The organism is Deltaproteobacteria bacterium (assembly GCA_026129095.1).
Classification (GTDB): Bacteria; JAGRBM01; JAGRBM01; order JAGRBM01; family JAHCIT01; genus JAHCIT01.
In genome coordinates, this window is record JAHCIT010000007.1 from 1 (window position 1) to 12,467 (window position 12,467).

General features: G+C 60.0%; 11 protein-coding genes. 6 read left to right on the plus strand and 5 right to left on the minus strand.

All coding sequences use genetic code 11. The features are described 5' to 3' along the window. The 3 genes from KIT79_10810 to KIT79_10820 form a co-directional block, all read right to left on the minus strand. Nucleotides 1-1,665 (minus strand): NgoFVII family restriction endonuclease (locus KIT79_10810; protein MCW5829789.1); only part of this gene is annotated, 1,665 nt, incomplete at its 3' end. Between the two features lie 951 nt (nucleotides 1,666-2,616). Continuing rightward, the gene (locus KIT79_10815; GenBank protein ID MCW5829790.1) at nucleotides 2,617-3,705 is read right to left on the minus strand and encodes a hypothetical protein; all 1,089 of its coding nucleotides are present in this window, start codon (nucleotides 3,703-3,705) and stop codon (nucleotides 2,617-2,619) included. A 9-nt stretch (nucleotides 3,706-3,714) separates the two neighbouring features. Then, nucleotides 3,715-4,809 carry a phosphotransferase family protein gene (locus KIT79_10820; protein ID MCW5829791.1) on the minus strand — a complete coding sequence of 365 codons (1,095 nt, stop codon included), beginning with the start codon at nucleotides 4,807-4,809 and terminating at the stop codon, nucleotides 3,715-3,717. Between the two features lie 262 nt (nucleotides 4,810-5,071). Between KIT79_10820 and KIT79_10825 the strand changes: the two genes are divergently transcribed. Genes KIT79_10825 through KIT79_10835 form a run of 3 tightly spaced genes read left to right on the plus strand, consistent with a single transcriptional unit; the run spans nucleotide 5,072 to nucleotide 8,203 of the window. Beyond that, complete coding sequence (locus tag KIT79_10825) at nucleotides 5,072-6,100, plus strand: methyltransferase (protein ID MCW5829792.1); 1,029 nt, start codon at nucleotides 5,072-5,074, stop codon at nucleotides 6,098-6,100. A gap of 43 nt (nucleotides 6,101-6,143) precedes the next feature. Next, complete coding sequence (locus KIT79_10830) at nucleotides 6,144-6,452, plus strand: DUF4212 domain-containing protein (protein MCW5829793.1); 309 nt, start codon at nucleotides 6,144-6,146, stop codon at nucleotides 6,450-6,452. Then, nucleotides 6,452-8,203, plus strand: a complete 1,752-nt coding sequence (locus tag KIT79_10835; protein ID MCW5829794.1) for a cation acetate symporter — start codon at nucleotides 6,452-6,454, stop codon at nucleotides 8,201-8,203. Before KIT79_10830 ends, KIT79_10835 begins: the two co-directional genes overlap by 1 nt. Here the strand turns inward: KIT79_10835 and KIT79_10840 are convergent. Next, complete coding sequence (locus tag KIT79_10840; GenBank protein ID MCW5829795.1) at nucleotides 8,200-8,880, minus strand: fatty acid hydroxylase family protein; 681 nt, start codon at nucleotides 8,878-8,880, stop codon at nucleotides 8,200-8,202. The two genes, KIT79_10835 and KIT79_10840, sit on opposite strands and share 4 nt — an antisense overlap. 63 nt (nucleotides 8,881-8,943) lie before the next feature. Next, nucleotides 8,944-9,825 (minus strand): TetR/AcrR family transcriptional regulator, encoded by an 882-nt coding sequence (locus KIT79_10845; GenBank protein MCW5829796.1) that lies wholly within the window; start codon nucleotides 9,823-9,825, stop codon nucleotides 8,944-8,946. Nucleotides 9,826-10,055: 230 nt separating this feature from the next. Between KIT79_10845 and KIT79_10850 the strand changes: the two genes are divergently transcribed. The 3 genes from KIT79_10850 to KIT79_10860 are packed head-to-tail and all read left to right on the plus strand — an operon-like array spanning nucleotide 10,056 to nucleotide 12,449. After that, nucleotides 10,056-10,631, plus strand: coding sequence for an SCP2 sterol-binding domain-containing protein (locus tag KIT79_10850; protein MCW5829797.1), 576 nt, complete (start codon nucleotides 10,056-10,058; stop codon nucleotides 10,629-10,631). 55 nt (nucleotides 10,632-10,686) lie between these two features. Further along, nucleotides 10,687-11,568, plus strand: a complete 882-nt coding sequence (locus tag KIT79_10855; GenBank protein ID MCW5829798.1) for a metal-dependent hydrolase — start codon at nucleotides 10,687-10,689, stop codon at nucleotides 11,566-11,568. A 29-nt stretch (nucleotides 11,569-11,597) separates the two neighbouring features. Next, on the plus strand, nucleotides 11,598-12,449 hold the full coding sequence (locus KIT79_10860; protein ID MCW5829799.1) for a metal-dependent hydrolase: 852 nt from the start codon (nucleotides 11,598-11,600) through the stop codon (nucleotides 12,447-12,449). Nucleotides 12,450-12,467 lie beyond the last annotated feature (18 nt).

Here is a 12,467-nt window from a genome sequence, read left to right on the forward strand (position 1 = left end):
TCCCGCACGCGAAAGATCATCAAGGAGCCCTTCCTCTGCCTTGCTGGCCTTCCGGCTTCCGTCCTTCACATAGGCACCAAGTCCGTACCGGGGGAGTTCCAGCTTATTGATGATGTCGACGATTTTTACCGAATAGAGCTGGGCGTACTGATCGTTGATCTCGAACTTCTGTGTTTTTGGCATCCGGTCCGGGAAATACGATCTCGTGCCGTCACCCATCTCCAGATACTTTCTGCCGTTCTTGGGATCGGTTTTGGCGTAATGCTCTTTCACGAACCCGCGAGTACGGCGAATCAGGAACAGCCGCATGAGGTTGCGCCAGTCTTCGGAATACTCGCTCTTGTCGAACGCCTTCAGCGTCGTCGGATGGCACGAGTGCCTGGCGACAAATGCCTTATCGCCGCCGATCTGCCGGATCGCCCGCTCCGGCCGGATACCAAGATCATCCGTCTCGTTCATGAACAGACCGAGTTGGCTGGAAAGATCCCGGTATTCCTTGTTGTATGGTGTCGCGGTCAGTAGAACGCAGCGGCTCCCGTTCTCATGGATATATTGCTGAAGCCTTTTGAATCTTTTGCCTTCTCGATTTCTCAGATTATGGCTTTCGTCGATGATGACGAGATCGTAGACGTGGTTGATTTCGTCCAGTTGCGTCAGGATTTCGCTCTGGGAGAGCACGCGCGCGGCAATCTTGAAATGCTCCGCGTACTCCTCCCACATTTTCTTCAGGTTTTTCGGGCAGACAATCAGAATTCTCGACCGCTGATCTTCCTGGAAGACCTTCGCAAGTGCCGACGCGACCATCGTTTTGCCGAGGCCGACCACATCCCCGATCATCACCCCGCCGTATTCGTTGACGTGATAGGCGGCTATCTGAACGGCTTTCTCCTGAAACGGCAGCAGGACCCCGCGGAATTCCTGCGGCAATGAAAACGTCCGGACGCCCTCACGCGCCAGCTCCGACAGGTGGTAGGCCATTTTGAGGTAGATGAAGTAAGGGGGGACGATCTCTTCACTCGCCCAGCTATCCTCGATTGCCTGAATCAGCTCTTCCGAAACATCAAAGCATTTCGGATCATTCCATCGATCATTGAACCACTGAAGAAGTTCGGCGCATGCGCCGTTCTCTTCGACCGTAACGTTTAACTCGCCCTGTTTCTCAAGCCCGGACCGGGTGAGGTTGCTGCTGCCAACGACGGCATGGAACGGCTTCACGGAGTGGTCATAATGGAAAAGGTAGAGCTTCGCGTGCAGCCGGTGAGGGTAAAGCTTTACCGAAACCTGCTTATTCTTGAGTTGCCGATAGAGCTGCCGAAGTCCCGCTTCGTCGACGTTGCTGAACGAACCGTAGGAAAGCTGCTCCCGTAAGCTCTTCGCCATCTCCCGACGGAGTTCTTTCAACTCCTCCAGGCCGAGCAGACTTTTCTTCGACATGCCATCGCCAATGATCTCGTCGATTTCCGCAGCGGCGCTGACGTGCATCCCGATCAGCAACCGGCATCGGTTTTCATCGGTGCCAGTCCATGCATCTAATGGTCCCGCGATCCCCCTCCATCCGCGCAGGTTAAAGTAACCCACACAAAAATCCGCTCGCTTTGCGGATTTCAGCCAATCGTTCAGGTTCGGGAGGAGCTTCTTGTCGATATTGTCGAGAATTGTCGGCACAGGTCCCCTCCAACCGCCCATTAACCATTTATGCCAGATCAGATTTTATAACCGAGTAACGCAATGCCTTCAACGATTTCGAAAATTCTTTGGGCTATCCGTTTTTGATTGAGACGGCGGGAGCATCACTTCCGCCCGTGACAGGAGGTGTGTCGGTAAAGACGGGCTTCCGCAGAAAATGGCCTGACCCGTCCAAAGCAACCGGCCCTAGTCTATCAATTAGGACTCGGCTCTAATGTTCGGTCCCAATAACCCGGAAGCGCGACAACCCATGCACCACCTCATGGCGGCTGCCGTGCCGTCTCATATGCCGCAGATAGGCCGGTGACGGGAGTCCGCCGCCACGGAGACGACCCGTCGCCGACAAAAAGCGGAACCGGAACCGGGCCGACGACGAATCCGAGAGGCAGCCTTCAATTTTATCAATCGGTTAAGGGCTAATCAGTGGTACCACCACCCACCACCGACGGAAGCGGCCAGATCCCAAGAAGCTTGGAACCCCTTGAAGCTGCAAGCCTTTCGGCGATCCTGGTTTTAGAGACTTCGGGGGAAAGCAATTTTACCGGCCAAAAGCCCCGACCTCAGCAACACCTGATACCCACCGTGCCCAAACCCAAGCCCCCACCCTCCAACCATTTATTTCTATTGGGGAAAAACTGAAAAGTGGGGGTTAGGTGGGGGCTTTGTGAGTTTTACATCCCTTGGACCCCGGAGTTCTATCGAAGCCGGAAGCCCCCGGACACAATTGTGCCCTTTTCAGGGACACTGATGTGCAAAGGGTCTGACGCTTGAGCGGCAGCTAACTTATGGAAATTACAAATCAGGCCGCTTCGTCAGCTGTCACAAGAAACTCTTTGATGAGTGCATCGGTTTCGTTGATTTCACCCTGATGATCCAGATACAGGGTTCGAAGGTCGTCACCGACGGCCCGCCAAAATTTCAGTATCGAAATCAGAACCCGGCGATTTTCTCCTCGCCCTGTTTATCGCGGAAGCCGACAGGGGTGCCGTCCTCGTCGATCTGGTCGAGAAACTCGGATATTCCAAAACCCGACCGCTCCGCCGGAGCGGAAACACCCGGAGTCACCTCGCGGCACCGGTATTCGGTGAGTCCTTCGGTGATGCGGGTAAGGTATTTCGTGCCGTCGGGTGCTGTCCGCCGGTGCCGCAGCGGGATGAGCGACAGCACCCTGCCTTCCATCTCGTATTCCCGGTCGTCATCGGTTCTTACCCAGACCTTGAGCGAGGTCTGGTAGAAGCTGCTGTCCCATTCGGGCAGAACCCGGGCCTGCCCGATCCGCTGGTAGATCCCGTTTTCGAGAACCATTCCGGTGGCGACCTTGGGCCCCGCGCCGAGCTTCACGACCGACACCATGGCGCCGAAATCGCCGCCGAAATTCATCGGCAGCCAGCGGTACCAGTGGATATTGGACCAGTGGCGCGGTCCCCAGGAGTGGTCCCGGAGGCCGAAGCCCTCGATCTTCCAGGTGCTGCCGCCGATCCGGACCGTGCCGGAGCCGGACATGTGCTGCTCGGTGTGCCCCTTTGCAAATCCGGCGACGTCCGGCAGTGGCGAACCGTTCGCCAGGACGCGGATGCCGCCGTGCATCGGGGAGATGCCGGTGAAATCCAGGCTGATTCCGGCGTCCTCGACCGGATTGTTCTTGAACGCATGGGAGGGGTCCGCCATTTCATGGGGCCGCTCCATGACGTAGAGCTTTCCCTGATAGCCCAGCGTGAGCCTCCTGAACGGCTCGACTACCTGGAACCGCATGCCGCCCGCATTGAACGATTTGTTGTCCGCGATCTTCGGCTTGTCGTGCATGAAGGCCACCCGGCCATCGGGCAGGTAGACGCAGCAGGACATCTCCGCGTGTCCCTCGTTCACCCGGTTGCCGAGCCGGAACCACCCGCCGATCCGCTGCCGCGGATCGATCAGGTTGAAATACATGCTTTCGTTGTAGTTGGGCTTGCCCTCGTCGGGGTGCATGAAATCGTCGTCGGGGTTGATGACGAACTTTGTGAAATGCTGCCGCGCCATGCCTGACTCCTAGTTTCCGATCCGGTCCGCTACCTGGCGGTAGGCCAGATCGGCGAGCAACCGGACCGCCGGGCCGAACATGGCCGCCCGCGACGAACTGGCGTTGCCGTCCAGATGCCGCCTGACGATGCCCTGGATGATCGCCGCCCCGCGAAACATTCCGAAGGCCATGAAATACCTGTAGTCAGGGATCGCCTCGAGCCCCATCTCCCAGGCGTAGAGACCAATGTATTCGGCCTCGGTCGGGATGCCGAGTTCGGCAAACTTCACGCCCATCAGCCCCGACTGGCCGCCCATCTTGCCGGCCATCGGGTTGTTCGGCACGTAGTAGAGCATGGTGTTTGCCGTGAGATCGACCAGCGGATGCCCCAGCGTGGAGAGTTCCCAGTCGAGCACGGCGACGATCTTCGGTTCCACCGGGTGGAACACCACGTTATCGAGCCGGTAGTCGCCGTGCATGATCGTGGTCCAGTCGTCCTTGGGGAGGTGATCCGGGAACCACGCCATGAGCCTGTCCATCGATTCGATGTCGTGGGTCTTTGTGCGGGTGTACTGGTCCTTCCAGAGCGCCACCTGACGGCCCATGTAGTTGGCCGGCTTGCCGTAGTCGGCCAGCCCCGCCGCGTTCCAGTCGATCCGGTGGAGCCTCGCCAGAACCCGGACCATGTCGGAATACATCTCCCGGCGCTCCTCCGGTGCCGCAACCTCCGGCATCGCGGGGTTCCGGAATATCCGTCCCTGTACCGCTTCCATGACGAAGAACGGGGTTCCGATGACGGAATTGTCCTCACAGAGGGCAAAGGTTCTGGGAACCGGCACGCCGCTCGACTGGAGCGCCGTGATGATCCGGTATTCCCGCTCGACGGCATGGGCCGATTTTTCCAGCTTGCCTGGCGGCTTCTTGCGGATGACGTAGTTCCGTCCAGGCGTCAGGGCGGCGAAGGTGGGGTTCGACTGGCCGCCTTCGAACTGCTGCACTTTCAGCGGACCGTGGTAGCCATCGACGTGGGCGGCCATGTACCGGTCCAGCGAGTCCGCATCGAATCTCTGCGACTCCCGCACATCGACCAGTTCTCCGGGCAAGCGTCCCGCCGGTTCTGTCATAAGGTGCCGTCCTCCGTCGCCGGGGAACCTATCATATTGACTGACATGTCAGTCAATCACGGAGCCAGGAATACGAGGAAAATCAGGCTAGGGGAAAAGGGCTGAAAATGGGCCCGTTACCAATTTTACTGCGGGGAACTCGGTTCCCGTGTTCGCAGAGGCCGTCTACCATTGATTTCCCCGCCGCAATGCAGATACACGGAGTCCACAATAATCAGGCCTGCTTGTCCGCAACCGGACGAAAACCACGGGGAATCACGGCATGACCGCACCTCTCGATCCTTCTCACATACTCCAGACCGGATTCGGATTCTGGCCCGCCCGGACGCTCTTGAGCGCCGTGGAACTGGAACTGTTCACGAAGCTGGGCGATGAGGCCCTGACGGCTCCGGAACTGGGCAAACGGCTGGGGCTTCACCCCAGGGGGTTCCACGATTTCTTCGATAGCCTCGTCGCCCTCGGCCTGCTGTCGCGGGATGGCGACGGGGAAAGCAGCCGCTATAAAAACACGCCCCAAACGGCGCATTTCCTCGACAAGAAGAAGGCCGAAAACTACGTCGGCGGAATCCTGGAAATGGCCGGGGCCCGTTTGTACCGATTCTGGGGCGATCTCACCGAGGCGCTCCGGACCGGCAAGCCCCAGAACGAGATCAAGCACACGGGCGCACCGATGTTCGAGGAACTGTACCGGTCGCCGGAACGGCTCGAACAGTTCATGTCCGCCATGGCGGGAATCTCCCGCGGGAACTTTCAGGCGCTCATGGAGAAGTTCGATTTCTCCCCCTACAAGACCCTCTGCGACGTGGGCGGAGCCACCGGCCTCCTGTCCATCCTGGCCGCCAGACACCACCCGCATCTTGAGTGCCTCAGCTTCGACCTGCCGGTCGTTCAGCCCATCGCCACCCGGCATATCGAAAAGGCCGGAGTCGCCGGGCGCGTGAAAGCCGTAGCGGGGGATTTCTTCAAGGAAGGTCTCCCGAAAACTGACGTGATCACGATGGGGATGATCCTGCATGACTGGAATCTCGAGGGTAAAATGCGGCTGATCCGGCTCGCCCATGACGCCCTGCCCGAAGGCGGTGCCTTCATCGCCATCGAAAACCTCATCGACGATGCCCGCCGTGAAAACGCATTCGGCCTGGGCATGTCGCTCAACATGCTGATCGAGTTTGGCGACGCCTTCGACTACACCGGCGCCGATTTCTCCCGCTGGTGCAGGGAGGCCGGATTCCGCCGGACCGAAGTCCTGCACCTGAACGGTCCCTGCAGCGCGGCCATCGCCTACAAGTAGAAGGTTGCCACGGGGCCTGCCCCAAGGTACGACCCTGTTCCTGATGACAGGCCAGCCACCTCCCGATACCCGCTCCTACTGGCGCGAGCATTTGAGACTGATCGCCCTGCTGCTGGCGGTCTGGTTCACCGTGTCGTTCGGATTCGGCATCCTGCTGGCCGACTGGCTCGACCAGTTCCGCTTCTTCGGCTTCAGGCTCGGATTCTGGTTCGCCCAGCAGGGATCAATCTACCTGTTCGTCGGCCTGATCGCCTTCTATGCCGTACGGATGAACCGCCTGGACCGGAAGCACGGCGTGGACAGGTTCGAAACGCCCGCCACACGGCCCCCTGACGGAGGCCCCGCCCACTGATGAGCGTCCAGACGTGGACATACATCATCGTGGGCCTGTCGTTCGCCCTCTACATCGGCATCGCCATCTGGTCGAAAGTCGCCTCGACCCGCGAGTTCTACGTTGCCGGCCGTGGCGTCCATCCCGTCACCAACGGACTTGCCACCGCCGCCGACTGGATGTCGGCGGCATCGTTCATCTCGATGGCGGGCCTGATCGCCTTCGATGGCCGGGACGGCTCCAGGTATCTCATGGGGTGGACAGGTGGCTACGTGTTACTTGCCCTTCTGCTCGCCCCGTATCTTAGGAAATTCGGCAAGTTCACGGTGCCCGACTTCGTGGGCGACCGGTATTACTCCACTACCGCAAGGCTCGTGGCCGTGGTCTGCGTGCTGTTCGTCTCCTTCACCTATATCGCCGGCCAGATGCGCGGAGTGGGGATCGTCTTTTCCCGGTTCCTGAACGTCAGCATCGACAATGGCGTCATTGTCGGAATGATCATCGTTTTTTCCTACGCCGTGCTGGGCGGAATGAAGGGGATCACCTACACGCAGGTCGCGCAGTATTGCGTGCTGATCTTCGCGTTCATGGTCCCGGCCGTTTTCATTTCGCTACTACTGACGGGCCACCCGGTACCGCAGACCGGCTTTGGCGGGAGGCTGCTTGGGAGCGGGGAGTATCTCCTCGACCGGCTGGACGGCCTCACCACCGAACTGGGCTTTGGCGAATATACTGCCGGCAGGAAATCCACCATCGACGTCCTGTGCATTACCGCCGCCCTGATGGTGGGGACCGCGGGCCTGCCTCATGTCATCATCCGGTTCTTCACGGTGCCGAGCGCCAGGGATGCCCGTGTCTCGGCCGGATGGACACTGCTGTTCATCGCCATCCTCTATACCACGGCTCCGGCTGTGGCGGCTTTTGCCCGCGTGAACCTGATCGAGTCGGTCAGCAACACCGCCTACACGGAAACCCCGGACTGGTTCCGCCGCTGGGAGACGACCGGGCTGGTCGCCTGGATGGACAAGGACGCCGATGGCCGCATCGCCTATGTCGCCGGTGACCCGTTTGCCGGGAAACCGGTATTCACCGGTGAAACCGGCAGAAACGGAGAGCGGTTGCTGTCCAACACGGCCAGTCCGGGCCGCAACGAACTTTATATAGATCCTGACATCATGGTGCTGGCAAATCCCGAAATTGCCCACCTGCCGGCATGGGTCATCGCGCTGGTGGCGGCCGGCGGTCTTGCCGCCGCACTCTCGACGGCGGCAGGGCTTCTGCTCGTCATCTCGACGGCGATCTCCCACGACCTGCTGAAGAAGGCGCTCCTGCCCGAGATCACCGACGAGCGCGAACTGCTGTTCGCCCGTGTGGCGGCCGGTGCGGCAGTACTCGCCGCCGCCTGGTTCGGCATTCACCCCCCGGGCTTCGTGGCCCAGGTGGTTGCCTTCGCCTTCGGTCTGGCGGCGGCGACTTTTTTCCCGGTGCTGGTTCTGGGGGTTTTTTCGAAACGGGTGAACCGCGAGGGCGCCATCGCCGGCATGGTAATGGGCCTCGTATTCACCTTCGGCTATATCGTGAAGTTCAAGTTCGTGAGCCCGGAGCTGAACACCCCCGCCCACTGGTGGCTTGGCATTTCACCGGAAGGAATAGGCACCGTCGGCATGCTCATCAATACGGCAGTCATGATCGCCGTCAGCGCCCTGACGCCGCCGCCACCGGACGATGTTCAGAAGATGATCGAGGAAATCCGGCTGCCCGGAGAGCGTTAGGACTCCTGCCCCCGCTTCCACGTCCCGTATATCCAGTCGAACACCGGATAGGTAATGTTGAAATTCCACCGGTGCATGAGTGTGGGATCATGGTGACGCGTGTGCATCTGGCGGAGCGTATTCATGAACGGAAGTTTTCTCAGCCATGAATCTTCCGGCAGATGATAGGCGAGGTGTAGCCACTCGTAGTTGAGGTAGTAAGCCGTGATAGTGAAGAGCAGCAACCAGCCGGCGTTCGAGGAAACAGTGAAGCCCGCCGCCAGCGCCAGTGGCACGCCGAAAACGACGATCACGACCACAAGAAACCACCAGGGGAACAGGACCATGTGGTAGTCCTGCGTCGATTCGGCCGCCATCGCATCATGCCGGTAGAAATGATGGTGCCTGACTGTATGGCGCAGGAAACCCGCCTCAAGGCACTTCGTCTTGTGGTGCATGGGACCGCGATGAAAATGGTACTCGCCATAGTTTCCGATCAGGAATCCGGCCGGGACGATCATCCATTCCCACCACCGGACATTTTCGAGCCGCGAGAGGCATAGGGCCATTGTCCCGAGCCCAATCGAATTGCTGATGATGAGATGCCGGATGCCCGAGTAGTTTTTCGGCAATACCTCGCGCCGGTATTCCTCGCGGAACCGGGCGACAGCTTCCGGGATGGCGGATAAACGCTCCACGGCTAGTATTCTATCAGCGCCCGCCGTCCCACTGGAAGCGGGAAAAGTGAACCGGTTTCAGGCTCAGCCCACCAGTATTTTCGTCACGACGTCCATCGCCTTCTGGAATTCGGCCGGCGGAGTATGGGAGTTGAGGCGTATCTCCAGTACGGCGCCCATGACGGCGATGAGCCGCACGGCGATCCAGCGTTTCCGCTCGGCATCGGAGAGTTCCTCCTCCGGTGCAGGCCGGCCCTGAAGCCGCTCGCGCTCGGCCAGCACCGGGGCCAGCATTTCCGTCACCTCGGACCGGAACTGTTCGTACAGAGGCGACAGTGGACCGGATGGCCTCAACGCCTCACTCACCACGACAAGCGCCATCCGGTCGATCACGGCCATGCCGCCCACGAGGATCCGCGCAAACCGCTGGAGCTTTTCGTCCGGTGAGCCCTCGCGCTCCAGGTCGCGGCGCATCAGTTCGAACACCACGGTCAGGAACAGCTCGCTGTGTGCGGCCAGCACCTCGTTCTTGTTCCGGAAGAACTGGTAGAAAGTGCGTGGGGATACGTCCCCCGCCTTCAGGATGTCTTCTATCCGGGCGTTTTCGAACCCTTTGGCCACGAACACCCTCGCCGCCCCGCGCAGGCTCCGCGCATAGCCAGATGAACTCCCCACTCCCTCCGAGAGGCGCAGCAGAAGGTCGAGCACGTCCGTGGCGTCCGCTTCACCCTGTCCGGTGCCCTCCCGCAGCCGGGGCTGGAGTGCCATGAATTTGAAGATTGCTTCCGGCCCCAGCGGCAGCAGACTGCCGAACGCGACAAGTGCCTGGTGCTTGAGTTCCTCAAGGTGCCGGGCACCCTCGCCCGCCCTGGGGCGCCCTGCAGCCCCGCCTTTTGCATCACGGTCACGCACCAGTTTTTCGCCGCGACGGGCAATATCGAGCAGGGGTTTGGGAAGACGGGCCATCGACCATACTTATAAGCCGATTTTACCTTCAGTTCCAGCCAGAAGGCATGTATAAAGTTAGATAACTAGCTGTAAATAAAAGGACTAATTCCGTCATACGAATTATTTGTCTATAAAGACAATATTGTCTTGACGCAAATTGGCATATTGGTAAAAATAGTTTTTACCTTAGGGTGCAGGAACTCCGCCGATTGCAGAGTCGTGACGCCCCGCTGGGAGGAGAAAGACCAATGACCCCGAAACAACTGCTCGATGAAGTGATCCCGAAGAAGATCGCCGAACTGGCCGGCATCGAGGTGCCAAACCTGGACGCCGAGATGCAGGTAACGATTGAAGGCGATAGCGGCGGCACCTGGACGCTGAGCGCCAAGGGCGGAAAACCGCAGGTAAAGTCAGGTGCGCCCGCCCAGCCGATCGTCGTCGTCAAGACCAACCGCCAGGCCTTCGACCTGGGATTCCAGCGCGGTGGCCAGCAGGCCCTCGAAATGGACATCACCGGACCGGTGCAGATGGCCCTGAAGCTGCTGCCGGACGGCGACAAGATCAACATGATCCGCGAGCAGATGTCGGGCACCCTTCTTTTCAAGGTGACGACAACCGGCGGGGAAGCCCTCATCGGCCTCGGTTTCAACGGCGATGCCGATCTCGCCAACCCCCGCTGCTCCATCGAGACGTCGGAAGCCGAACTGCTTGAGATGCGCGATGCGAGGATGCCGCCACAGCAGGCGTTCATGGCCGGCAAGATCCGCCTGTCGGGCGACCTGTCCCTGGCAATGACGGCCGGCATGCTGCTCGCCCCCATGTGACCTGGCCATCCCGTTTTCAGTCCCCGAGAGACACACGCTCCTTGGAGGAAGCCATATGAATACCCAGACCATGCAGTCCCGCTCCCGTCCCAAACCCCCGCCATTCGCCGGCAGCCCGGTCCGTCAGGCCAGCCCCCTTCCTGACGGCGTAGACATCACGGTTCGCCACCCGCGGTTCGATCTTGCCAGGGACCGCAAGCACTGGATGGACGGCGACCCGCTCATGAGCCGTGTCGTGGACGCGCTTTCCATGTTCTTTCCCGACGGCGAGAAGTTTTTCATCGACTCGGTTGTCCGGTTTCGCAATGAAATCACCGACCCGGAGCTGAAAAAGCAGATTTCCGCCTTCGCCGGACAGGAAGCCGCTCACACAGCGGAACACCGCAAATACAACGTCCATGCCGCCGGGAACTTCGCGCCGAAGGCGGAATACGTAGCCGCGTTCCTGCTCGGTATTGCCCGCCGGTTCGGTTCGCGCAGACGCCAACTGGCTGTAACCGTCGCGCTCGAACACCTGACGGCTACGCTGGCAGACATTATCCTGAACGATCCGGAAACCGCTGCCCGGATGGACGCCGAGCATCGGAAACTACTGCTCTGGCATGCCGCCGAGGAAACCGAGCACAAGTCGGTAGCATTCGATGTCTACAATGCCACTGGCGGCGGGTTCCTGCGCCGCACAGTGCTCATGATCGGGGCAACCGGATTTCTGGTTGCAGCCACCACCGGCGTCGCCGCCGTGCTCCTATGGCGGGATGGCGAACTGCTCAGGCTCCGCAATTTCAGCAGCCTTTATAACCTGTTTTTCGGTTCGCCAGGACTCATTCGCAAGGGAGCGAGAGAATATCTCCGCTACTTCCGCCGGGACTTCGAGCCATGGGGCCACGACAACTCGGCCCTGCTCGCCGCCTGGAAAAACCAGTACGCAAAAGCCTGAAATCCGGCAAAATCACCGGGGAGACCACCATGACTACAACTGCTGCCGCCACCATGCCCGCAAAACAGGCCACCCCGCTTCCGGAAGGCGTGGACATCAAGGTCCGCCACCTCAAGTTCCAGTTCCCCGAGAAGCGGTACTGGCTGGACAACGATCCGTTCGCCACACGGTTCATCGAATCCCTGTCGATGTTCTTTCCCGACGGCGAGACCTTCTTCGTCAAGTCGGTTCTCCACTACCGGGACCGGATTACCGACCCGGAGCTGAAGAAGCAGGTGGCCGCGTTCGCCGGGCAGGAACACATCCACTCGACCGAACACCAGAAGTACAATGCCCGCGCTGCCGGCAGGCACCAGAAGCAGTACGAAAAGGTCGCCGGTTTCCTGCTGAACGGCCCGCACTCCCGGTTGGCCTCTCCACTGGACAAGCTGGCCGTCACGACCGCATTGGAGCATTTCACTGCGATCCTCGCCGATGAGTTCCTCAAGAACCCCGCCTATTCCAGCAAGATGGAACCCGCCCATGCCAAACTGTGGCTCTGGCATGCAGCCGAGGAAACCGAGCACAAGGCCGTCGCTTTCGATGTCTACAAGGCCGTCGGCGGCGGCTATTTCCGCCGGGCTTTCTTCATGCTGGCCGCGACGATGTTTATCCTGCTCGCCGCGATCGGCGTGACCTCGGTAATGCTCTGGCGCGACCGGATGCTGTTCCGCCTCAAGACCTTCACCAGCTTCCTCATGTGGGGCTTCATCCGGCCGGGGCTGTTTGTCCGGGTGCTGGGCAACTGGTTCGACTACTTCAAACCCGGTTTCCATCCCTGGCAGCACAACAACGCCCACTTGCTCGCCGACTGGAAAAAGCAATACGCTGAAGCGGCGTAAGTCGCAGGATTCCGGCCC

Excerpts from the sequence above, each read along its gene's own strand:
- KIT79_10825 (MCW5829792.1), top strand. The coding sequence starts at position 5,072 with ATGACCGCACCTCTCGATCCTTCTCACATACTCCAGACCGGATTCGGA.
- KIT79_10850 (MCW5829797.1), top strand. The coding sequence starts at position 10,056 with ATGACCCCGAAACAACTGCTCGATGAAGTGATCCCGAAGAAGATCGCC.
- KIT79_10830 (MCW5829793.1), top strand. The coding sequence starts at position 6,144 with ATGACAGGCCAGCCACCTCCCGATACCCGCTCCTACTGGCGCGAGCAT.
- KIT79_10855 (MCW5829798.1), top strand. The coding sequence starts at position 10,687 with ATGAATACCCAGACCATGCAGTCCCGCTCCCGTCCCAAACCCCCGCCA.
- KIT79_10820 (MCW5829791.1), bottom strand. The coding sequence starts at position 4,809 with ATGACAGAACCGGCGGGACGCTTGCCCGGAGAACTGGTCGATGTGCGG.
- KIT79_10815 (MCW5829790.1), bottom strand. The coding sequence starts at position 3,705 with ATGGCGCGGCAGCATTTCACAAAGTTCGTCATCAACCCCGACGACGAT.
- KIT79_10835 (MCW5829794.1), top strand. The coding sequence starts at position 6,452 with ATGAGCGTCCAGACGTGGACATACATCATCGTGGGCCTGTCGTTCGCC.
- KIT79_10845 (MCW5829796.1), bottom strand. The coding sequence starts at position 9,825 with ATGGCCCGTCTTCCCAAACCCCTGCTCGATATTGCCCGTCGCGGCGAA.
- KIT79_10860 (MCW5829799.1), top strand. The coding sequence starts at position 11,598 with ATGACTACAACTGCTGCCGCCACCATGCCCGCAAAACAGGCCACCCCG.